Annotated in this window: 20 protein-coding genes; 13 read left to right on the plus strand and 7 right to left on the minus strand. The window is 47.8% G+C overall.

The genetic code is table 11. The features are described from left to right. Positions 1-90: 90 nt before the first annotated feature. Both MHH48_RS17005 and MHH48_RS17010 read left to right on the plus strand, forming a co-directional pair. On the plus strand, positions 91-1,341 hold the full coding sequence (locus tag MHH48_RS17005; RefSeq protein ID WP_076323437.1) for a multidrug effflux MFS transporter: 1,251 nt from the start codon (positions 91-93) through the stop codon (positions 1,339-1,341). 185 nt (positions 1,342-1,526) lie between these two features. Beyond that, positions 1,527-2,450 carry a VanW family protein gene (locus MHH48_RS17010; protein WP_076323622.1) on the plus strand — a complete coding sequence of 308 codons (924 nt, stop codon included), beginning with the start codon at positions 1,527-1,529 and terminating at the stop codon, positions 2,448-2,450. Here MHH48_RS17010 and MHH48_RS17015 read toward each other — a convergent pair. The 4 genes from MHH48_RS17015 to MHH48_RS17030 all read right to left on the minus strand — a co-directional run bounded on the left by MHH48_RS17015 (position 2,447) and on the right by MHH48_RS17030 (position 5,474). After that, a complete protein-coding gene (locus MHH48_RS17015) occupies positions 2,447-3,196 on the minus strand; it encodes a cytochrome c oxidase assembly protein (protein WP_256720627.1) in 750 nt (249 codons plus the stop codon). The genes MHH48_RS17010 and MHH48_RS17015 overlap by 4 nt on opposite strands. A gap of 82 nt (positions 3,197-3,278) precedes the next feature. Further along, entirely contained in the window at positions 3,279-3,767 is a 489-nt protein-coding gene (locus MHH48_RS17020; RefSeq protein WP_076323438.1) for a DUF2243 domain-containing protein, read from the minus strand. Between the two features lie 173 nt (positions 3,768-3,940). Next, entirely contained in the window at positions 3,941-4,147 is a 207-nt protein-coding gene (locus tag MHH48_RS17025) for a styrene monooxygenase/indole monooxygenase family protein (protein ID WP_076323439.1), read from the minus strand. Positions 4,148-4,277: 130 nt separating this feature from the next. After that, positions 4,278-5,474: a cytochrome P450 gene (locus MHH48_RS17030; protein ID WP_076323440.1), complete on the minus strand. Its 1,197-nt coding sequence runs from the start codon at positions 5,472-5,474 to the stop codon at positions 4,278-4,280. Between the two features lie 233 nt (positions 5,475-5,707). Between MHH48_RS17030 and MHH48_RS17035 the strand changes: the two genes are divergently transcribed. The 11 genes from MHH48_RS17035 to MHH48_RS17085 all read left to right on the plus strand — a co-directional run bounded on the left by MHH48_RS17035 (position 5,708) and on the right by MHH48_RS17085 (position 17,556). Further along, the gene (locus tag MHH48_RS17035; protein ID WP_076323441.1) at positions 5,708-8,017 is read left to right on the plus strand and encodes a helix-turn-helix domain-containing protein; all 2,310 of its coding nucleotides are present in this window, start codon (positions 5,708-5,710) and stop codon (positions 8,015-8,017) included. A 198-nt stretch (positions 8,018-8,215) separates the two neighbouring features. Then, the gene (locus MHH48_RS17040; protein WP_076323442.1) at positions 8,216-9,088 is read left to right on the plus strand and encodes an ABC transporter permease subunit; all 873 of its coding nucleotides are present in this window, start codon (positions 8,216-8,218) and stop codon (positions 9,086-9,088) included. Positions 9,089-9,104: 16 nt separating this feature from the next. Continuing rightward, positions 9,105-10,001 carry a carbohydrate ABC transporter permease gene (locus tag MHH48_RS17045; protein ID WP_076323443.1) on the plus strand — a complete coding sequence of 299 codons (897 nt, stop codon included), beginning with the start codon at positions 9,105-9,107 and terminating at the stop codon, positions 9,999-10,001. Between the two features lie 30 nt (positions 10,002-10,031). After that, positions 10,032-11,702 (plus strand): ABC transporter substrate-binding protein, encoded by a 1,671-nt coding sequence (locus tag MHH48_RS17050; protein WP_076323444.1) that lies wholly within the window; start codon positions 10,032-10,034, stop codon positions 11,700-11,702. A gap of 15 nt (positions 11,703-11,717) precedes the next feature. Further along, on the plus strand, positions 11,718-12,590 hold the full coding sequence (locus MHH48_RS17055) for a sugar phosphate isomerase/epimerase family protein (RefSeq protein WP_076323445.1): 873 nt from the start codon (positions 11,718-11,720) through the stop codon (positions 12,588-12,590). 329 nt (positions 12,591-12,919) lie between these two features. Then, positions 12,920-13,402 carry an Rrf2 family transcriptional regulator gene (locus MHH48_RS17060; RefSeq protein ID WP_076323446.1) on the plus strand — a complete coding sequence of 161 codons (483 nt, stop codon included), beginning with the start codon at positions 12,920-12,922 and terminating at the stop codon, positions 13,400-13,402. Positions 13,403-13,423: 21 nt separating this feature from the next. Next, positions 13,424-14,416, plus strand: coding sequence for an LLM class flavin-dependent oxidoreductase (locus MHH48_RS17065; RefSeq protein ID WP_076323447.1), 993 nt, complete (start codon positions 13,424-13,426; stop codon positions 14,414-14,416). Positions 14,417-14,557: 141 nt separating this feature from the next. Beyond that, positions 14,558-14,971, plus strand: a complete 414-nt coding sequence (locus tag MHH48_RS17070; protein ID WP_076323448.1) for a DUF4184 family protein — start codon at positions 14,558-14,560, stop codon at positions 14,969-14,971. Positions 14,972-15,012: 41 nt separating this feature from the next. Then, positions 15,013-15,867 carry a protein phosphatase 2C domain-containing protein gene (locus MHH48_RS17075; protein WP_076323449.1) on the plus strand — a complete coding sequence of 285 codons (855 nt, stop codon included), beginning with the start codon at positions 15,013-15,015 and terminating at the stop codon, positions 15,865-15,867. A 180-nt stretch (positions 15,868-16,047) separates the two neighbouring features. Further along, positions 16,048-17,238, plus strand: a complete 1,191-nt coding sequence (locus MHH48_RS17080) for an epoxide hydrolase (RefSeq protein ID WP_076323450.1) — start codon at positions 16,048-16,050, stop codon at positions 17,236-17,238. A 150-nt stretch (positions 17,239-17,388) separates the two neighbouring features. Then, positions 17,389-17,556, plus strand: coding sequence for a hypothetical protein (locus tag MHH48_RS17085; RefSeq protein ID WP_179090650.1), 168 nt, complete (start codon positions 17,389-17,391; stop codon positions 17,554-17,556). A 145-nt stretch (positions 17,557-17,701) separates the two neighbouring features. On the opposite strand, the gene MHH48_RS17090 is transcribed toward MHH48_RS17085, so the two are convergent. The 3 genes from MHH48_RS17090 to MHH48_RS17100 are packed head-to-tail and all read right to left on the minus strand — an operon-like array spanning position 17,702 to position 21,521. After that, positions 17,702-18,934, minus strand: a complete 1,233-nt coding sequence (locus MHH48_RS17090) for a Ger(x)C family spore germination protein (RefSeq protein WP_144023469.1) — start codon at positions 18,932-18,934, stop codon at positions 17,702-17,704. After that, positions 18,903-20,432 (minus strand): spore germination protein, encoded by a 1,530-nt coding sequence (locus MHH48_RS17095; RefSeq protein ID WP_076323452.1) that lies wholly within the window; start codon positions 20,430-20,432, stop codon positions 18,903-18,905. Before MHH48_RS17095 ends, MHH48_RS17090 begins: the two co-directional genes overlap by 32 nt. Before the next feature lie 3 nt (positions 20,433-20,435). Further along, positions 20,436-21,521 (minus strand): endospore germination permease, encoded by a 1,086-nt coding sequence (locus tag MHH48_RS17100; protein ID WP_076323453.1) that lies wholly within the window; start codon positions 21,519-21,521, stop codon positions 20,436-20,438. Positions 21,522-21,642 lie beyond the last annotated feature (121 nt).

Here is a 21,642-nt window from a genome sequence, read left to right on the forward strand (position 1 = left end):
TAGGATAGTTATTTAGCAATCCAAGACTGGGTTGCTAAAATTTTATTACTCATGCATCAATGTGTTGCAGGAAAGGAAGTTACAGATCGTATGTCAATGTCCACGAATGAAGCCGGTTCAGCCATGGTTCTAACTCGCAGGAAGAGGCTTCAGTTTGCCTTGATTCTCGGATCTCTTTCGGCTTTCGGGCCACTTTCCGTTGATATGTATTTACCTGCACTGCCCAAGCTCTCCGAAAGTTTGGGATCACCAGCATCGTTGGCCCAATTAAGCCTGACGGCATTTTTACTTGGGCTTGCTCTTGGACAGCTTGTAGCAGGCCCGCTTAGCGATATCCGGGGGAGAAAAGCACCGCTCATTATATCCTTGATTATTTATTCGATTACCTCCTTGCTGTGCGCGTTTGCCCCAACGATATGGGTTCTGGTTGCGCTTCGATTCGTGCAGGGAGCAAGCGGAGCAGCCGGTATCGTCATATCCAGGGCTGTCGTCCGGGATTTATATACCGGTACGGAGCTGACCAAATTTTTTACGTTGCTGATGCTGATTAATGGTTTGGCACCTATTATCGCTCCTGTATTCGGGGCGTTTATCCTTAATTTCGTCTCTTGGCGCGGAGTTTTTGTCGTCCTGTTCCTGATTGGATTGCTTATGCTGCTCGCTGTATGGTTTGGTCTTCCGGAAACGCTAACTCGGGAGAAAAGGGCCAACGGAGGGATCAAGCAAACCTTCCGTACCTTCGGCACGCTGGTGCAGGACCGCGTATTTGTCGGCTATGCGCTTTCTCAGGCGTTCGTATCAGCCGCGATGTTTGCGTATATCTCGGGGTCACCTTTCGTATTGCAGGATATCTTTGGCGTATCCCCTCAAATGTACAGTCTGTTCTTTGCCGTTAACGGGGTTGGCATTGTCCTGTTTTCTCAAATTACGGGCAGATTGGCCTCCCGAACAGGGGAAACCAAATTGTTGACAACGGGTCTTGTCATAGCGGCCTTTGGCGGCACTTCGCTGTTTGCGATCACATGGCTCGGCGGCGGATTGCTGCTGATTGCACCGATGCTGTTCCTGATTGTTTCTGCCGTCGGCATGGTCAGTGCAACGACAACGTCACTGGCGATGCAGAAGCAAGCTGCCCACACTTCAGGCAGTGCGTCCGCACTTCTTGGATTACTGCCATTGTTATTAGGTGCAGCCGCAAGTCCACTTGTAGGCCTAGGGGACGGAACAACTGCTGCCCCAATGGGAACGGTCATCGGGATTGCAGAATTGCTGGCAGTAAGCTCGTTTTTGTTCCTTGTTTTGCCCTTTAGTCATAGGAAAGAGACGCCAGTGTCCTTGTAAAATAAGTCATAACATACAAAAGAAACCCACACTTCATGGTGAGGGTTTCTTTTGTTTATAAAACAATCTGAATGAATTACCTGTAATGCAATCATAATACCAGAGAGTAAACGAAACCGGACATATCACGTAAACGCCAATAGAGAAAAACACAACGATAAAGCAGGTGAACCAGCTTGAGATGGATGTCAGCCCTTGGTCTATTGTTTATGCTCCTGCAAGGGGATGAACCGGATAACAGCGATTTAATGATAACGCAAGAAGGCAAAGTCATGGCAAGCGTGAGCCGAAGTGACCATGCGCTTGATGTTTTCCCACTGCTGGATATGGATAAATACAATCAATGGGTAGATGCGCTTGATCGGAAAACCTATATGGAAGCCCGGAACGCCCGGATTGGCAGCAATGGTCAAATCATTCCCGGGCAGAATGGTCATAGACTGGATCGACGCAAACTGCTGGAGCAATATTATTCCTATTGGTACGGCACTGGGGGCGCTACCGTCGAAGCCCCGAGGTATCCGATTTATCCGAAGGTGGATACGGAGCTTTTGGCCTCCCTTCGGGTGAAACCGATAGGTTACTATGTCACCTATTTTAATTCCAACAACAAAAATCGTTCCCATAATATCGCGTTAGCCGCTCAGGCGATTGACAGTGCAGTCGTGTTTCCCGGAGAAACCTTCTCTTTTAATCAGGTGGTTGGCATTAGAACGGTGGACAGAGGGTACAAACGTGCTGGCGTTATTGTCAGAGGCGAATTATCGGAGGGGGTGGGGGGAGGGATCTGTCAGGTCTCTTCCACACTGTATAATGCTATTGACCGTGCAGGCTTGCAGATTGTAAAGCGATACTCTCACAGCCGGAACGTACCTTATGTGCTGCCGGGGCGCGATGCTACGGTGAGCTGGGGAGGACCTGATTTTGTTTTTCAGAACGCCTATAATCAGCCCATCCTCATCCGCGCATTCGGTAATGGGGGAAGAATGACCGTTGCCATCTACTCTTCTGAACTCATTGAATATAAGCCGCGTAATGTACCGAGCATATCCAACGTGCTGCCGCAGGAGACGAGTGACACCAAGCATAATCCGGTTAACGGTGATTAATCCAAGGTTTGGAGCATGGATGAAGCAGGTCGCGGGCGTACTGACTTATACCATTGCATACACAGCCAATACACTAGAAAGAGATCGATCGCATCGCCGCCGTAATACATCAGCATTCCGCCCAGCTCGGCCTGTTCCGAAGAGACGCCGCCTGGCGGATAGGCATATATGTATTTGGAGAGTATCCCATGCCCGGCCATGGCGATCATCAGGATGATCGCACGAGTCTGAAAGCTGAGACGATGCGGAGCCACATCCACATAGAGCAAAGAAACCGTAAATAAATACCCCGCTGCAAAAACATGGAAATGCACGACGATATACAGCAAATGGCTATGGTGCATGGCCATGAATAAGCCGGTTGTGTACAAAACCCATAGTCCACCGATATTCAGCAAGGTCGCTGCTGCCGGATGAGCAACGATTTGGGCCGGTTTGCTCTTCAGCAAACGAGTGATCCGTCTGGCGAGAGGAACTGGAGTCGACCTGAGGAGCAGCGTCATCGGTGCGGAGAATGCAATCAACAGCGGCCCCAGCATTCCGAGCAGCAGATGTCCGAGCATATGGATCATAAAGTTCGTAGTGGCGAGTCGCGCTAGCGGACCAATCAGCGACAAACCAATGCAAAGCATTCCCACAACCCAACAAACATAACGATGGAGCGGCCAATTTCGGTAGTTTCGATTGGAGATCGCAGCAGCAACCATATATAGAAGAATGAGAAGCGCAAAGATTAAGCCACCCATGATCCATTCCCATGAGGTCCACGAAGCAGAGCCTCCAGACATTCCAGCCCCATGAACAAGCGTATGGTTACTCATCATGAGATCAGGCCTCCCTGGATAGAGTTCGGTTTTGAGTTCGCACGATGAGAATTATACCAACTAGGATCATGCCCACAGCAATCAGGTTCCAGACCCAATCGTAGGGACTGATATCGACGTTATAACGAATCTGATGCAGCCGCATCCATTTATGCTGAATGATACCATCATACAGCTGGAAGGCGCCGCCTCCAAGCAGGATACCTCCAATCCACCGTTTCAACCAGAACGCATGCCGGCGGTGCAGATCGGCAAGCATGAACGAAGAGCCGATGGTCGCGAACCAGCTGAACGCGTGAAACAGTCCATCGGAGACAAGTCCAATATCGTTTGTAGACTTATCGTAGAAATGATGCCAGTGCAGCAATTGGTGGAACACAGCCTCATCGATAAAACCGACCAGACCTAATCCGAATAAGATTCCTGACCATAAATTACGCGCGGAGTATCTTATGCGCTGAGATTGATTTTCTTTGGTTTTAGCAGACTTCATTCGGCTCAGCTTCTTTCATTTAATGAAAACTTTGAGGTGTTTCGTTCTAAAAGGGTTCTACTAATTAATTTTACCCATTTTTGCCATATCAATAACCCCTAGTCATGGAGCTTGGACTAGGGAGCGATTTATTCCTTATTTAGGATTTAGGATCCGTTATCGTAGGATTTGACTTAACGAAACGCGATGAGTGCAAACCGATCCATATCGATTCGTTCATATATAGGAGGAAAATGCTCTTCAATTACATTCGCCATACGTGCCACAAATTCGGAAGAGTTCTTGATGCCTTTAAAAACATCCAATATCCCCTCAGGCACAGCTTCAATGAATAAGATGGTGGCACGACCTGTATCGGTAATAGCGGGAATCTCGAACATTTCACCGTTCCCAGGAAGTTAGTTTACATAATAAATAATATGTAATCAATAAGACTGCAACATAGTCAAAAGGCGAATCCTGTTAGGGGTTCGCCTTTTTCATGGAAGCAGTCATTCATGTTGTTGCACATTAGGCATGAAGTGAAATCGGAATTTCCTTCACACCGCGGACAATCATACCCGGTCTCCATTCAAGCTCACCGATGTCCCGTTGCAGCTCAAAGTTGGGGTAGCGATGGAGCAGCGTGTTGATTGCGATTTCACCCTCCAGTCTGGCAAGGGGAGCTCCCAGGCAGAGATGAATCCCTTTGCCAAAGGCTAAATGCTGGCTCTTCTCCCGGGTAATATCAAAGATATCCGGGTCCTCAAATTGTGAGGCATCCCGATTAGCGGAGTTCAAAGCGATGACAACCAAGTCGCCTTTCTTCATATGAACACCATGAAAATCCATATCCTCCGCCGCCCAACGTGAGGTGCTGAATTCAACGGGACCGTTGTAGCGAAGCATTTCCTCAATCGCACCATGAATGAGTTGGGGTTGTTCCTGCAGAAGCTTGCGTTGTTCGGGATGCTCCAATAAGGCAAGCACACCATTACCGATCAGGTTTACCGTCGTTTCATGACCGGCTATGATCATCAGGGTGACGACGCCATATAACTCCTGTTCGGATAAGCGATCACCCTGATTCTCGGCAATGACAAGCTGACTGATCATATCATCGCCCGGCTGTTCGCGAACCTTGGCAAACCAATCCTTCAAATAAGCGATAAATTCATTCATATGCTGGACTACTTGCTCGTTCATTTCCTGGTTGGAAGCGCCGATGATGGAGTTGGACCATATCCGAAACTTGTCTTGGTCCTCCGTAGGCACGCCAAGGATTTCACTTATCACGATAATAGGAAGTTTGAACGCATATTCATCAATGAGATCTATGGTTTCTTTGGAGGAGACAGCATCCAGCAGGTTGTCCGCGATCTCTTGAATATGGTCCCGCATATCCGCAATTCGCTGCGGAGTAAAGCCCTTTTGGACTAATCCGCGAAGCCGTTTGTGATCTGGCGGATCGGAGAACAGCATATTAGTGCTAAACACGCTGGTCTGTTCCTGCCCCATTGCTTTAGCGACGTCTTTACTAAATCGGACATCCTTGAGCGCTTCAACAGCTTCCTCGTAATTGCTGATCAGCCAGCCGAAACGTCCATCGGGAAATTGCAGATTCAGTATGGGATCGCTTTGCCTCAATTTCTCGTATACAGGATAAGGGTTATGGGTAAATTCCTTCGTAAACAATGCATTTTTCAGAGATTCGTTCGCATTTGTCATATAGGGTCTCCTCTCGAAAATGATAGTTTCCTATCCAGTATAAGGGAAGGAGAAGGAGATAACCAATTTACGGATGAAATGCCGACAGTCTCCAAATGACTGTTTTTATCAAACTTGTGATGGGAATGGTGTTCAAGATTGACTATAAAGAGTGCCTTTTGGTCTACTGACTATATGTCGTTTTCTTTGTTATATTGGATCATATCTGAAGGGATGAAAGGGGGATTAAAGCGGTGAAATCCATTTCCGGGGAGAAGGCAGCGCTGCTGGTTCGATTTTTTATACCGTATGCTGTCATTTTGGTGGGCTCCCTATTGGTTGGATGGTTTGCTTATGGGAAGACTGCAGGTCTTATCGAAAGCGAGACGGTAAGAAGCACCTCCGCCGCTCTGCAGCAAATCCAGGAAGCGCTGGATCAGAGATTTGCTGAAATCGAGAACATGGCACGGCAGATGTCGAGCGAATCGAAGGTGCTGTCTTTTCAATTTGAGAAAGAACCGTTTGTCGGAACAGGTCCTTACCGTCTATGGGATTTGGAAAAGAGTTTGTTTAATTACAAATTGTTCAATCATTTCATATTGGATTATTACATTGCTTACAGGAACAGCAACATGATCGTTTCACCTCGTAAGGTGTATACGGCGGACCAGTATTATCGTTTGCAGCTGCACTATGACGACCAGTCATTAAGCGAGTGGAAGCAAGCTCTGTTTGGGCAGTATCATTATAAAACGTATGCCCCGGGCCGTTCGGTCGTGTATGAAGGCAAACCTTACTCGGTTGTCAGCTATATGCAATCCTTCGGGAATAAAATGAGCAGCGGGGTTGTTACTGTACTGATTAACAACATGCAGATTCAGGACATGCTTCGCAAAGTCGATCCGGAACAAGAGGGTTTTGCCTACATAGCGGATCAGAACGGCAACTTGATCAGTTCCATAGGTTTGAAAGAACCGGATATTTTGAAAGCGCTTCCCAAACGAGGGGGCTACTCCCATATCCAATTGGGCGGACAGGAAATGCTGGTGACGCAATCCACGTCCAAATACAATGGCTGGAGCTATGTATCCGCTCAACCGAAATCCGTGGTGCTGCAAAAGGTGAATTATATTAAACAGCTGACATTGACGATCTTTATCACAGCTCTTCTGCTGGGGTTTGGGATCGCCGGCTATTTTGCATATCGAAGCAGCAGACCATTCCTTAAGATCCTCCAGCTTCTGCCGTCATCCTCACGGGATGCAAAACATGTGGTTTCTCGTAACGCGGTTGATTATATCGGACATTCCGTGTCCGAGCTGATTGAAAGTCATGATACGCTGAAGGAACGGTTGGAAGAGCAGATTCCGATGCTGCGAAATGTCGTGGTTGACAGGCTTCTGAAGGGTAGCTTCACGTCGATGCAGGAGATAGAGGCTGCCATGGAACACGCACAAGTCCAGCTTCGGGGATCTCACCATGCGGTTGCGCTTCTTCATATTCGGGGATATCAGGAGCCGTTTATGGAAGAGATGCTGATGGAGCTCGATATTGTAAAAATCAACCTCCGCGACCGGCTTCAAGCATTATGCGGGGAGGAGGTGCTGCTGCATGATTTTGGTGAAAACCAATTGGTCCTGATCCTGTCGGGAACGGCAGTAGACAATGCGGATTTTATGACACAGATGCGAGCGAATATACGGGTAATTTACGAGCAATTGAGCGGAATCTCAGATACAGGCCTTTATATGGCCGTAGGCGAGTGCCAGTCCAGCATTGCTGAGCTATACCGTTCCTACGGGGAGGCCAGGTTTGTGCTTCATCATGCAGGATGGAGCGAGAAGGCTCCTATCTTATATCATGCTGAGATGGAAACGCCGGCCTTCTCCTATTATTACCCGGCCGATGAAGAGATGAGGTTGATCCAGCTTGTGAAGGCAGGCAATGTGGATGAGACGCAGCAGTTGCTGCTGCAGATCAAGGAGAAGAACAGGTCGGAGCGGCAATTGCCGATGGCCGTGGAGAAGCTCCTTGCCCAGGAACTTAGCGGTACCTTAATGAAATGCTGCGAACCCACAGGGAAAGATGGAAGCGGCAGAACGGAGGAAATGGAAGCCGTCATCCGAGCATTAAATCCGGTTCTGCCCCCAGCCGAAGCCATGAACGTACTCTATAGTACTTTTATTCGGCTCTGTCGGAAAAACGAGGAGAGGAAGAAGAGCCATAATGACCATTTAACGAGCCGACTGCTTACCTATATCGAGAGGCACTATGGGGAAAGTGATTTGAGTTTAACCGCGCTCGCCCGGGAAACACGCACCTCTGAGGCTTATGTGTCTTACTTCTTTAAGGAGCAAACAGGCTTGAATTTCTCGGACTATCTGGAGCAACTCCGAATGGATGAGGCGAAGCGGGAATTGGCGTCAAGCGACAGGCCGGTAAGTGACATTGCTGCTTCTGTTGGCTATCTCTCACTCAACACCTTCAGCCGTGCGTTTAAACGGGTAAACGGCATTAGCGCGACCGAGTATAGACGTCTTCAACGCGCAGAAGAACATGCTTAATCTAAAGAAATGCACAGTGCATGAATGATGAATAACAGCCCATTCTAAAATTCTGAATAATCGACCGGAAACATGAAGATTTACGCTGATCCACGCAGCTGTATATACTCCAATCACGGACCGCACCCGGGACGAATCCATTGAAGATTGGAGTGGTAGCCGCTGAGTGGCTGGAAGAGCATCATCCGTAGCGGGCAGTTGTATGCGCTTTTTTTTCTTCCGCTGCTGTACATCATTATTTTCAAGTATGTGCCGATGTACGGCGCGCAAATTGCGTTTAAAGAGTTCAACGTCACGAAGGGGATCAACGGAAGTCCATGGGTAGGATTTGCCCAGTTCGAACGCTTCTTTAAATCGCATGAATTCTGGCGATTGCTGAAGAATACGTTCTCCATCAGCTTGTACACACTGATAGCCAGTTTCCCGTTTCCCATTATGCTTGCACTTGGACTGAATTATGTAAGGAACCGGCGCTTCAAGAATACCGTCCAAATGGTTACATACGCGCCTTATTTCATCTCTCTGGTCGTGCTGGTGGGCTTGATGCTGCAGTTTATGGATCCAAGAACGGGACTCATCAATACGATGCTCGGCTGGATCGGCCTGGGTCCGTTTCATTTCATGGCGGAGGCCTCCTGGTTTCAGTCGATTTATGTATGGTCCCATATTTGGCAGAATGTCGGGTTTTCCTGCATCATTTTTTTGGCAACGCTTTCAGGGATTGATCCGGCTCTCCATGAAGCAGCCGTCATGGATGGAGCCACGAAGATGCAGCGGATGCGCCACATTGATCTCCCGGGCATCATGCCCATCGCCATGATTTTACTCATTCTGAATACGGGGCAAATGCTCGAGACCGGCTTCGAAAAAATTCTGTTAATGCAGAATGCACTGAATTTGCGTTCATCCGAAGTCATTGACACGTACGTGTACAAGGTAGGATTGGTATCCCAAGCAATGAATTTTTCATATGCCACGGCGATTGGGTTGTTTAAAGCGATCATCGGTTTCGTGCTGCTGTTGATCGTGAACCAAACGGCCAAAAAGCTGAAGCAGGAGAGTCTATGGTAAGGAAGGGGGGACTTGTATGCAATCACCTGCCATGAAGGAATCCGGCTCGGATCGCGTTTTTACGGTGGTCAACTACGCGATGTTATCCGTTTTCCTAATCATTGTGTTGTATCCGCTGATATATGTAGTCAGCGCCTCATTCAGTTCCAGCAGCGCGGTCTTGTCGGGAAAGGTATGGCTGTGGCCCGTCGAACCGACCCTCGAAGGCTACCGTGCGGTATTCAAAAATACGATGGTTGCCAAAGGCTTTATGAACACGCTGTTCTATACGCTGGCAGGCACGATGATCAATCTCATTCTGTCCGTCATGGCAGCATACCCGTTGTCACGCAAAGATTTTCGGGGTAGAAACATGTTCATGCTGCTGTTCGTGTTCACGATGCTGTTTAATGGAGGGTTGATCCCGACCTACCTGCTGGTGAAGGATCTCGGCATGATTGACACGATATGGTCGATGCTGATTCCGGGGGCGCTGTCGGTGTGGAATGTCATCATCATGCGCACGTATTTCCAGACGACCATCCCGCAGGAACTGCTGGAGGCTTCACAGCTGGACGGCTGTACGGATTTTCGCTTCCTGTGGCGCATCGTGCTGCCTCTTTCGGGTCCGATCTTGGCTGTCATTGCCTTGTTCTATGCCGTTGGACACTGGAATCAATATTTCAACGCGATGATTTATTTGAAGAGCGCGGATTTGTACCCGCTCCAGCTCGTGCTTCGCGATATTCTGGTGCAGAACGAGGTGAATATCGAAATGCTCGGCGATGCCAAAACCGCTGCGGCCCGGCAAGGGCTGCGGGAGCTGCTGAAATATTCGCTGATCGTGGTGACCTCGGTACCGCTGTTGATCGTATATCCGTTTTTGCAGAAATTTTTTGTCAAAGGGGTCATGATCGGATCATTAAAGGGATAAAACATCCATATTTCAGGAGGGCGGGACGTTATGAGAAAAAGAACACGGGTGATCATGGGGGCATTCACCGCATTCAGTATCCTTCTTGCAGGTTGTACGGGTTCACAGAGCCCGAAGGGCTCGGATAAGACGCCAAATGCGGGTACCGAGCCAATCGCCTTATCCGCACCGGGGACCTATCCGCTGGTACAAGAGAAAACCACGTTAAAGGTGATGGTGCGGGGAAATCCGCTGGTCGAGAATTTCGAAACGAATGAATTCACCAAATGGTATGAAGAAAAAACGAATGTGCACATCGAGTGGGAGGTCGTTCCGGAGCAGAGCATGCAGGAGAAGCTGAATCTCGTTCTTGCCAGCGAGGATTATCCCGACGTCATTATGGGTTTAAATATTTCGCCGGCGCAGCAGATGATATACGGCTCGCAAGGCGCCTTTCTTCCGTTGAATGATTTGATTGAGAAGCAGGGGCCGAATACGAAGAAAATATTCCAGGATAACCCGGAGATCCAATCCACAATAACGGCGCTGGACGGCAATATTTATGCGCTTCCGGAAGTGAATGAATGCTACCACTGTTCCATGAGCCAGAAAATGTGGATATACGAGCCTTGGCTGAAGAAACTCAATCTGGAGATGCCGGAAACCACGGATGAGTTGTACGAGGTGCTGAAAGCTTTTAAAGAACAAGACCCGAACGGGAATGGCGTCCAGGATGAAATTCCGTTGTCGATTTCACCGAAATCCTGGAGCTCTTCCATTGATGCGTTCCTGTTAAACTCCTTCATCTATAATCCGGTTTACGGCTCAAGTTACAAGCATATATTCATAAAAGACGATAAGCTTGACGTCGCCTTCAACAAACCGGAGTGGAGGGAAGGCTTGCGGTACATGAATAAGCTGTACGCTGAGGGGCTGCTCGCTCCGGAGTCATTCACGCAGGATGACAATCAGCTGATCCAGATCGGCGAGAACCCCGATAACGTACTTCTTGGCGCTTCAACCGGCGGGCACCAGGGTATATTTACCCAACTCCTCGGCGAAAGCGGAAGATGGTTGGAATATAAGACGGTACCGCCGCTCAAAGGACCGAACGGAGTTCGCTATGCTGCTCTGGATTCCACCGGATTGAATCCGGGTGCCTTTGTCATCACGAAGAAGGCCAAGCATCCTGAGCTTGCCCTGCGATGGGCGGATGGGCTGTACGAACGGGAGCATACGCTGCGAAGCGTGTATGGTCGCCCGGACGAGGAATGGCGGGACGCAAAGGACGGAGAGATCGGCATCAACGGAGAGCCCGCGGTCTGGTCAGAGCTGAAGTCTTACGGCACGGTACAGAATATAGCCTGGATTCAAACCGGTCCGAGTCTGCGGACGAATGATTTCCGCCTGAGCGCCGTTGCCAAAGGAGACGACGATCTGGAAGTCATTCTGTACAATGAAACGAAAAATAAATACGAACCTTACAAACCTACGGATGTCAGCACCGTGCCGCCGTTATTTCTAACGAACGAGCAGGCGTCCGAGGTAGCGGATCTGTCCAAGACGATCAATGATTATGTTGATGAAATGATGGCCCGCTTCGTGATCGGCGATGCCGATCTGGAAAAGGACTGGGATGGTTACGTTAAGCAATTGGAAGCAATGAACGTAACCCGCTATCTGGAAATTTATCAGGAAGCGTATGATGGAAGAAGCAAATAAAGGAGGGATTGCAGGATGAGAGTTGGCGTAAGCACCTACAGTTTGCTGCCCGCTATCCGTGCAGGAGAGATGACGGTGCTGGATGTGGTGGATTGGATCGCGGAGAACGGCGGGCAGCACATGGAGATCGTGCCCTACGGATTTACGCTGGAGGACAATCCCGGGCTTGCCGATGCGGTGCGTGAGCGGGCGGCGAAAGTCGGCATCGCGTTATCCAACTATTCGATGCCCGCTAATTTTGTCCAGGAGAGCCGGGACGCCTTCGATGTCGAGGTCGAGCGGATCAAGCGCCATGTGGATACGGTGAATCGTTTAGGAATGAAGCATATGCGTCATGACGTGACGGCGTTCACGCTGCCGCCGGAGAAGATGGGCATTGATTATGTGGAAACCCATCTGGATATGATTGTGGAAGGATGTCGGCTCATAGCAGATTACGCAGACTTTTATGGTATTACGACAACAATCGAGAACCATGGCGTGAGCGTACAGGCGAGCGATCGTGTACAGCGTGTGCTTCAGGCGGTCGACCGCCCGAACTTCAAGACGACGCTGGATATCGGGAACTTTCTATGCGTTGACGAGCAGCCGCTTGTTGGTGTGAAACGAAATTTACCGTTTGCCTCGCTCATCCATGTGAAAGACTTCTATTATCGTCCGTTTGATCAGGACCCGGGTGGGGGGAAATGGTTCAGAACATCCCACGGCAATTACCTTCGAGGCTCGATCTTCGGCCAGGGTGATATCGATGTTCGCCGGATTCTGCGTCTCATTAAGACTGAAGGTTATGACGGAGATATTACGCTGGAATTCGAAGGTATGGAAGAATGCCGGGAAGGAACCCGGCTGGGTCTGGACAATCTGAAGCGGTTATGGGACGAAGCATAGATGGTTGCATTACGGAAATTATATGCTCATAGCGAAATATACATGGAATAACAGAACAGCCTGAAAGTCGCGCTTAGCGCGACTTTTTTATTTTATGAGACCTTAAGTTAGAGGCGTTTATTTCATCATATGAACTAATGACTTGGCACTTGGATGTAGATTGGTTGTTTTCCTCATTGCATCAGATTGGCAATGATTTTACATTCGGTTCGAATTCATATAAGATATAACGTGGATATTGTTTATCCGCTTTAATCGTTAATGGATAGATGCGTATGTAGTTTAGATAACGAACGAACTGATATTTTCGTGAATTGAGGTGCTGTTAGATGCATATGAAAACCGGCGTGGAACAGTCGGTGTATGCCCTGGTTCTATTGAATATGCTGCCGGACAAGGCCGTACTGCCCGGGGAAGCGATTAGCCAGCAGTTGGGTACATCGGCAACCTATTTTCAGAAACTGTTAAGGAAGCTGGTAACAGCTGACATCATCACATCAGTACCCGGTATCAAAGGCGGTTTTAGATTAAAAAAGAAACCGGAGAATATCCGTGTATACGACGTATACCTCGCGGTGGAAGGACAGCAGTCCCTCTATTCATGCAACGGAATTCTGGTAGACATGCTGGATTTGGAAAAAGAAGAGAGCTGCTGTCTGTTATCCGATTTAATGGAGGAAGCGGAATCATCCTGGAAGGCTGTATTAAAGCGGGAGACCATTGCTTCGCTGTCAGAGGAGATGTGCGGTGAACGCTTTAAGGATAAGGTTGCGGCTTTAGAGGAATGGATCAACAACAAAATGGTCATCTAACCGAGGAAGGGATGAAATTTCATGAGACTAAGCGTATTGGATCAGGCACCCGTAACAAGCGGCAACACAGCGGAAGGGGCCTTGAAAAAAGCGGAAGAACTGGCTATTCTGGCAGATGAATTGGGATACAGCCGAATGTGGATGGCCGAGCATCATGGGGGAAATACGTTTGCCAGCTCCGCACCAGAAGTGACGGCAGCCCGGCTTGCGGCAAAAACCGATCGGATTCGCATCGGTACCGGCGGGGTCATGATGATGCATTATTCTCCCCTAAAACTCGCGGAAGTGTTTAAGACGTTAAGCGCTTTTACTCCGGGCAGGATTGATTTCGGTGTAGGACGAGCGCCAGGCGGTGATACAAGTGCGATGTACGCTTTGTCTGAAGGGCGGCAGCTGATGCTTCATAACATGTATGATAAGCTGGCCGTAACCATGCAGCTCCTTCGTGATGAGGTCCCGGAAGATGAGCTGTATGCTAAAAACGCCGCTGCTCCAACCGAAGTTGCCCTGCCGGAAGTGTGGCTGCTCGGTTCCAGCGGCAACAGTGCCTTAAAAGCGGCTCAGATGGGGGTCGGGTACTCCTTCGCGCAATTCTTTAACGGAGCGATGAGCAACGAGATATTAGATCATTACCGCGATAACTACCAACCATCCATATTCATGGAAAAGCCGGAGATTAACGTATCCTATATGGTGACAACGGCCGAAACGAAGGAAGAAGCCGAGTATGAAGCGCTGCCGCAGGATATTTTCCGATTGATGATGAGCAAGGGCCGGATTACGCAGGTGCTGACGCCCGAAGAAGCTCAGAATGTGTCCTTAACGGAAATCGACCGGATGGCTATTCAGGAAGGCCGCAAGATTCATCTTGTGGGAGCGGTAAAGGATATCGCGGCACGCTTACAGGAAGAGCAAGCGCACTACGGATTCCAGGAAGCGATGATATGCAGCATTCCGCATTCGCAGGAAAAGCGGCTGGAGGTTTATCGCCTGCTTGCACGCGAGCTGCTTTAATTCAATAAAGTAGGTGAAGGGATAGGCAAATGCCTGTCCCTTTTTATAAAGGTGAAATTATCTTCATCCCTTACGAGAGCGAATCTGTTAGAATAGTAAAAAACTAGCTATTGCCATCGTTCGCAGCAGTTAGGAGATCTTATGCCGTTTACATTCGCTCATCCCGTCACCACGATGCCTTGGTGGAAGAAGAAATCGCTGCTCAATCAGATTCCCTTCCTCACCCAATTGATACATATCGGCCCCGTACAAATTCCGGTGTATAAATTATGTCAGCACGGCAGCAGCCTGTTCGGGTTGGTCCTGATCTTATGCTGGATTCATCGCCACTTGTATGTAGCATCAACGCAAAGAGATCATTCGTATCCGGTTCTACCTTTTTGGTGTGTATTTGTGGTGATCTATATTCTGGTTATGCTCATGGCCATGATGACGGTTGTTGATGGTGAAGGGATGACGTTTGTATTACAGCTTGTCGTTCCGGCCATCAGCAGCTTCATGCTTGCAATACTTGTAACGTGTCTTGTCTTTTGGCAGGCTGCAAGGGGCAGATAGCAAATCTAGTAAATCGAATAGGAATCGACAGGAGGATCGTTATGTTAACCGTTGAGCAATTCACGCATAGGGGAATCCACTTTTTAAATGAAGATGCACTTGTCATAAATGAGCGGGCCTCATTGTATGGCGTGTTAGATGGGGTTTCATCTATCGTCCCATACCTCAGCAACAAGAAGGAAACCGGAGGATACATCGCTGCTCAAACCGTGAAGAACTACTTCGAATCACTGGACCGAGTTGAACAGCTTACGGAGCATGTTGCGGCAGCAAACCAAAAGCTAAGAGAACTTATGCTGCAAGCGAATATTAATATGAAGAAAAAAGATGGCCTCTGGGGTACTGCCCTTGCTCTTGTTCAAATTCAAGAGGACCGTGTGGAATTTATTCAGACAGGCGACTGCATGATTCTTGCCGTATACCAAGATGGGGAGGTTCGCCCGTTAACCTGGAGGCAAGTCGCTCATTTAGAATCTCCGGCGATCGCAAAATGGGAGGAGGGCGTGAGTAAGGGATTGTCCAATCAAAAAGACCTCCACGGGACGGTGATTGATATCATCAGGGAGAATCGCTTTCAGAGTAACACGAATGGAGGCTATGGCGTATTAAACGGGGAAGCCCACGCCGCCCATTTTCTCGAATACGGAAAGATCAACAGGTCACGATTGAAGCACGTAATCATGTTATCGGATGGTTTGTTTTGGCCTACCAAGGATGTGCCGAGTCATCGTTCTTACTGGGAACATGTCGCACAGCGTATACTCGAAACGGGCGTTGAGCAGTACGCGCGCGAATTAATAGAGATCGAAGAGGCTGACCCTGAGTGCTTAAAACATGCAAGATTCAAAAAATCCGATGACAAAACAGGCATGGTGCTTCACTTTAACAACCCATAGATGGTCAATCGATAAAAACATTAATTACGTACCAGAACCCGTGTATATCACGGGTTGTTTTTTTATTGCGGGATAATGGGGCACCCTCACCATATGAGAGATCTTTTTAGGAAACACTGACACATTGCCGTCAGTGTTTTGCTTTTATCATGAAGTAAAACTCGAGAGCGAGGTAAATCTATGACTCATGATCAAGCTGATATCAAGTACCAGGGTTCTGAAACTTCCGTGCGTCCCTTCCACATTCACGTACCTCAAAAGGACATTGACGATTTGCAGACTCGTATTGCCCAAACTCGGTGGCCTTCCCAATTACCTGGAGGTGGTTGGAATCGGGGCATTCCTGCCCTATACCTTAAAGAGCTGGTGGAATACTGGCAGAATGAATATGACTGGCGTGAGCATGAGCAAAAACTCAATGCATTTCCGCAGTTTATAGCAGACATTGAGGGTCAGCAGATCCACTTTCTTCATGTACGATCTCCCGAGCCTCATGCCCTACCGTTGATCATGACGCATAGTTGGCCAAATTCCATTGTTGAATTCATGAATATCATTGGACCATTATCCAATCCAAGAGCATACGGTGGAGATCCAAGCATGGCGTTCCATATCGTGGCACCTTCACTTCCAGGGTTCGCCTTTTCCACTTTTCCGGAGCCGGCAGATGAGACACCGTGGAGCATCCAACGCGTTGCCCGAGTTTGGGCCGAATTGATGCGCAGGCTCGGTTATGATCGTTACGGTGCCCATGGCAATGATGCTGGTGCACTAGTTTCCCCCGAGCTGGCTATCCTTGACGCTGAGCATATGATTGGTGTTCATATTACAGGAGGGCTAGGTATCCCAATGGGAGATCCGAGCGAATTGGACGGGCTCCGTGAGGAGGAAATGGCCGAAATCTCCCATCTAACCGAGCTGTTTGCGGGAGGGAGTGGTTATGCACCTTATCTGACCAACCGGCCGCAAACACTAAGTTATGGGCTTCTTGACTCACCGGTGGCAGGACTTGCTTACCTTGTTGAGCGGTTTAAAGAATTTGACGGATGGCCCAACAACACGGAAGAGATCCCTCAAGAACCGATCCATAAAGATCTGCTGCTCACTAACGCAGGCGTTTATTGGTTCACGCAGACAGCTGCTTCCTCGTCCTGGACCTATTATGAAGGAGCAGCTGGGATGCCAACAAATCAGATGAAAGTACCGACAGGGGTTTCCCATGGGGGAGGTTCTGTATTCCGGCGTATTGCTGAAACCAAGAACAACATTATCCACTGGTCGAATCGAGAGAGTGGCAGTCATATGGTTGCCATGGCAGACCCGGAATCACTTATAGAGGATATAAGAGCATTTTTCAGCAAACTTTGCTGATCTTCTGTGATCAATTGAAGATAGTAATCGAAAAACTGGAGCAAACTTACCATTAGAACCAGAATACGATATAAGCGTACTTTGCCTAACAACATTTTCATATCCAATTCATATTTTATGGTAATGGCATGGAAGCGGGAGGTATGTAGTATGGGCCAAGGAACGCAAAGAAAACGCAGACAAGGAAATTCGAAAAAAGCGACGGTTAAACAATTGGCGTTTATTGCAGCCATTTTAGTATTAATTGCCTCGGCTATAGGCCTCTACGTTGCGTATGATGATTTGTTCGAGGAAGACGGCGTTGAAGTTGTCGTATAACTAAATGGGTTTAAATAAACCAATCTCCATAAACGTTTATTTATCTTTCATATATATGACATATCGAATTTACGCTTCAATCTGAAGGCAGCCGTTCTGATCATTAGAACAGGCTGCCTTTGTCATGGATTCCTTTATAGCTGAATTAGGAGTTTGGTTCGTTTTGGGAAGTTGGGGTATTCGGACCTTTATGATGAGGCAGCAACTTCATGCCGGCATGCTCCAGATGGACTTTTACTTGAACCGATTCCAGAGCGCCTGGATCAATCGGTTGGGAAGACGACTGATATGTTTTTTTCCAAAGTCGGGAATCTTTCTTAAAAAAAAGGTGCTCCAAGCTGAATAGGTCCGTTTTTGAAGCAACCCCGTTTTTAAACGTAGTTAGAATTTCCTCCCGCACTTCCGCTGCTGCCTGTATTTCGATTTCAGCCTTGGTCATGTCATCGAGAGCTTCATCCACGCTTCCATTTAACTTCAGATGAACGCGGTATTTGGGCATGCCGTTAACAATAACTAATTCTTTGCGAACTTTGGGATTTGTTAATACCACGACCCCTGCATATTCGCCGCGCTTATTCGTGATCAGGATGTGAGATCGTTTCGTATCGGTTTCCAGCCAACGCAAGCCTGTGAGTTTATCATTGGTGAATAATCCATTCGATACCCCTTTAGATATAGCAAATACTCCGTTAATCACCAATTTCGGATTATCTTTTTGGTTTAAGCTCCAGGTCTTTTTATCAACCGACAGATTAGGAATCAACACCGTGCTGGCTGGTTCTGTAATCAGCGCCATGAAATCGAAATATCGAATCGGTACGATATAGGATTTTTGTTTAAACTCCTCAGTAGGTTCATGAGCTAACGTATTCAATTGGGAGAGGTTGAAAAACGCAGGGACAGTAAACAATTGATCGATGGAGTCTTTTGTACCATATACCCAAGGTGTCATACGAACCTCCTGATACCGGCCGATGGTATCCAGTTTGGTTAGGACATTTGATTTCAGCACGTTCTCACTAAGTAGAATACAGGAAATATGGCTCCAACTGGTTCGTTCCTGTAAGGTATCGTATAGGGCGTTTATCGCCATGTCCAATGTTTTACCCTTTGTTTTGGAAGTCCACACCTGGGATGGCTTTTCCGCCTTTCCGGTTTCGGTTTTGGCTACGGATGTAAAATCCATCATTTGGGTATATACAACGAAGTTACCGTCCTCCTGATCGATGCCGATGGCTGTGATGTAATTCATGTCTTGTATTTCCTTGATGTCCCAGCAACCCGTTAACAGATTTAGAATTACCATTAACAACATTAATTTTATGATTCTGACGCAAATTGTCATCTCATGTAGGTTCCCTTTCTTCAGATGTGTCATCTATCTTCTGAAGCATTTCCGGTCGGTTTTTGTTGAAAGCCCATGGTTTTTTTAAGAGGGAGCTCAACAGATCCTTGTAGGTTAATGGTGATAGAGGAGCTAGATACGGAAGACCGAAGGATTCCAATACAGAGAGGTAGGCAATGAGACTTAATATTCCGATGAAGAATCCGAGCATGCCTAGCAAGGAAGACCATACCAGCACATATAGACGAATAATGCTGACCGTCCCGCTTAGTGTTTGATTGACTAATGTAAAAGTCGCAACTGCGGTTGTTGCAGATACAACCAGCATGGTGGGTGACGTAAGTCCCGCGCGGATGGCAGCATCGCCTATAATCAGACCGCCCAGGACAGCAATGGTTTGACCGACTGCTTTGGGCAGCCTGATCCCAGCCTCCCTGAATAATTCGAACATGCCCAGCATTAATAAGATCTCCATTGGCGCGGAGAGCGGAAGCCCGAATCTGGAGACGGTGACGGTCGCAAGAAGGAGAAAGGGAAGCTGATCCATGTTGTAGCATGTCAAGGCAACCCAAAATCCCGGGAGCATAATGGCAAGAGATAGACCTAACAACCTGAGAAGTCGCCCAAAGATTACAAAGTGGTAAGGGAAATAAGAATCTTCTGGTGTTTTTAATAATTCCAGTAAGTTGCATGGTGCAATCAATGCCATTGGCGATCCATCCACAAGAATGGTAAAACGCCCTTTAAGCAAGCACTCCACGACAAAATCCGGCCTGCCAATGTAGTCCATAAGTGGAAACAGGGACAGGGTAGAATCGGAAAGCGCCTCCTCCAGCTGACCGCTGGTTACCAGAGCATCGACTTTGATCCCTTTTAAACGCTCTTTAGCCTCGTTGACAATCTCCGGGCGTATAATATCGGAAACATACAGAAGCGCTACTCTGGTCTGACTGCGATCGCCGATGATCATTTGTTCATTGTGGAGTGTGGCCGTGCGAAGTCGTTTTCGGACAAGTGCCACGTTCATGTTTAAATCCTCCGTAAAAGCGTCGCGCGCCCCTTTGATAGCCACCTCCGTATTGGATTCCTCAGGTTGTCTATTCGGACGCGCGGCGAGATCGATGGAATAAAAGCATTTTTCTGTTAAAAAAAATAGTATCATTCGTCCTGCAAACAGAAACTTTACGACATCGGCAGGCTGTTTAATTTTGCTCCATTCCATCGATTTATCCAGTTCTCTGGCTAACGGCTCCCAATCATTGAAGCGTTCCAGTTTTTCTTCCAGATCTGGCAGCACATATTGGGTCATCACCTTGGAATCAACCATGCCTTCGCTGTACAGCAGCAATACGGGAATAGCATCTTCATGCTTTCCCGGGAAAGATTTGATGACGACATCCGCGGAATTGGCAAACATGGAACGCAGGGATTCCTCATCCAACGTGTCGGATGCGGGCTCACGGTCCACATTAAACCTGGTTTGTTTCGATTTTCGGCGGAACATACCGTTTCGAGGTCTGTGATTTGTCATCTTTTATCCTCCGTTTGTTTTAGGTTTAAATGCTACTGCAATCGCAATGAAAAGCGTCAGCACGGAAAGAATGCCTAAGAATGCCAGCGAGTATTTGCCCAGAACGAATAACTCGATTTGTCTATCGATTACCGGAATTAAGGAAAAGACAGACAATGCGACACCCACTCCTAATAAATACCAAAGGCGCTGTTTTGGTTTTTTAAAGGAAATACCGTCCGCCATGATAAACAGGAACAGAGAAATACGAATTAATGTGCCCGATATCCATTGGTACAAAGCCAGAAAATCGACATGCGTTATATATTTGGTAATGGTGACCAGCATCCACTGTTCGTATGCGGGATAGCGGGATTCCATGGCGGGAACAGGTCCGAATGCGGCGATAGCTCCCATCAATGGTCCCAGCGTGAGTCCGCCCAGAAGAATAGATAATATGACAATCGAGAGGTAGTTCATCTTTCGTTTCATGTGATGCTGAAGAAAGATCAGCACGATCATCTCCATAAACCCGCCGCCGGCTACGATCATGCTTTTGAGCATAGGCGTGTATCCTTCCACGAGTAGGGGCGTCAACAATGAATAGTCCTTATATTGAAGATTCGACACAGCTACAAAATGTCCCAACACCCATACAGTGGGAAGCAGGATTCCGGATATGATGGCTATCGAGCGAATACCGTTATTTGCCACATATACGCACAACAGGATAAGGGTGAGCGAGACGACCGTTTTGGGCGTTCTCGGCAAGTAGGTGACATGAATCCAGGTCGCCGTTTCTCTTAATATCACCATGGACATCCAAAAAAAGTAGAGTGTTATTATGCTGGCGAATATCCAACCCATGACCGGACCAAAAGAATCTTTGAACCAGGCGATTATAGACTGTTGGTGTGTTCGCTTCATGATAAAAAACAAAATGTAAACCCAGCCGATATGAAGGATCATGGTCATCAGGGTGCCCATCCATGCATCGCGGCCTGCGGTTTGCAGAAGAAGAGGGATCAGGATTACGTGATTGGTTATCCCCAAGGATAACAGCATGATGAAATATACATCGATCAAGGATATCTTTTTGGTTGTGGCCATTATACTACTCTCCATATGAGGGAATACATGCTAATTCGATACAGTGAGTATTCTCCATTATCCGCATTTTATGTATGAGGTGAAGAAGTACAACCATCCTGTATGTGGCTGCGAACAGAAT

The sequence above is a fragment of the Paenibacillus sp. FSL F4-0100 genome, from assembly GCF_037993005.1.
In the GTDB taxonomy this organism is placed as follows: domain Bacteria; phylum Bacillota; class Bacilli; order Paenibacillales; family Paenibacillaceae; genus Paenibacillus_AQ.

Coding starts and splice junctions, on each gene's coding strand:
- MHH48_RS17055 (WP_076323445.1), top strand. CDS start 11,718: ATGAGAGTTGGCGTAAGCACCTACAGTTTGCTGCCCGCTATCCGTGCA.
- MHH48_RS17075 (WP_076323449.1), top strand. CDS start 15,013: ATGTTAACCGTTGAGCAATTCACGCATAGGGGAATCCACTTTTTAAAT.
- MHH48_RS17070 (WP_076323448.1), top strand. CDS start 14,558: ATGCCGTTTACATTCGCTCATCCCGTCACCACGATGCCTTGGTGGAAG.
- MHH48_RS17095 (WP_076323452.1), bottom strand. CDS start 20,432: ATGACAAATCACAGACCTCGAAACGGTATGTTCCGCCGAAAATCGAAA.
- MHH48_RS17010 (WP_076323622.1), top strand. CDS start 1,527: ATGTCAGCCCTTGGTCTATTGTTTATGCTCCTGCAAGGGGATGAACCG.
- MHH48_RS17060 (WP_076323446.1), top strand. CDS start 12,920: ATGCATATGAAAACCGGCGTGGAACAGTCGGTGTATGCCCTGGTTCTA.
- MHH48_RS17005 (WP_076323437.1), top strand. CDS start 91: ATGTCAATGTCCACGAATGAAGCCGGTTCAGCCATGGTTCTAACTCGC.
- MHH48_RS17065 (WP_076323447.1), top strand. CDS start 13,424: ATGAGACTAAGCGTATTGGATCAGGCACCCGTAACAAGCGGCAACACA.
- MHH48_RS17025 (WP_076323439.1), bottom strand. CDS start 4,147: ATGTTCGAGATTCCCGCTATTACCGATACAGGTCGTGCCACCATCTTA.
- MHH48_RS17045 (WP_076323443.1), top strand. CDS start 9,105: ATGCAATCACCTGCCATGAAGGAATCCGGCTCGGATCGCGTTTTTACG.
- MHH48_RS17090 (WP_144023469.1), bottom strand. CDS start 18,934: ATGACACATCTGAAGAAAGGGAACCTACATGAGATGACAATTTGCGTC.
- MHH48_RS17080 (WP_076323450.1), top strand. CDS start 16,048: ATGACTCATGATCAAGCTGATATCAAGTACCAGGGTTCTGAAACTTCC.
- MHH48_RS17050 (WP_076323444.1), top strand. CDS start 10,032: ATGAGAAAAAGAACACGGGTGATCATGGGGGCATTCACCGCATTCAGT.
- MHH48_RS17015 (WP_256720627.1), bottom strand. CDS start 3,196: ATGGGTGGCTTAATCTTTGCGCTTCTCATTCTTCTATATATGGTTGCT.
- MHH48_RS17020 (WP_076323438.1), bottom strand. CDS start 3,767: ATGAAGTCTGCTAAAACCAAAGAAAATCAATCTCAGCGCATAAGATAC.
- MHH48_RS17030 (WP_076323440.1), bottom strand. CDS start 5,474: ATGACAAATGCGAACGAATCTCTGAAAAATGCATTGTTTACGAAGGAA.
- MHH48_RS17085 (WP_179090650.1), top strand. CDS start 17,389: ATGGGCCAAGGAACGCAAAGAAAACGCAGACAAGGAAATTCGAAAAAA.
- MHH48_RS17100 (WP_076323453.1), bottom strand. CDS start 21,521: ATGGCCACAACCAAAAAGATATCCTTGATCGATGTATATTTCATCATG.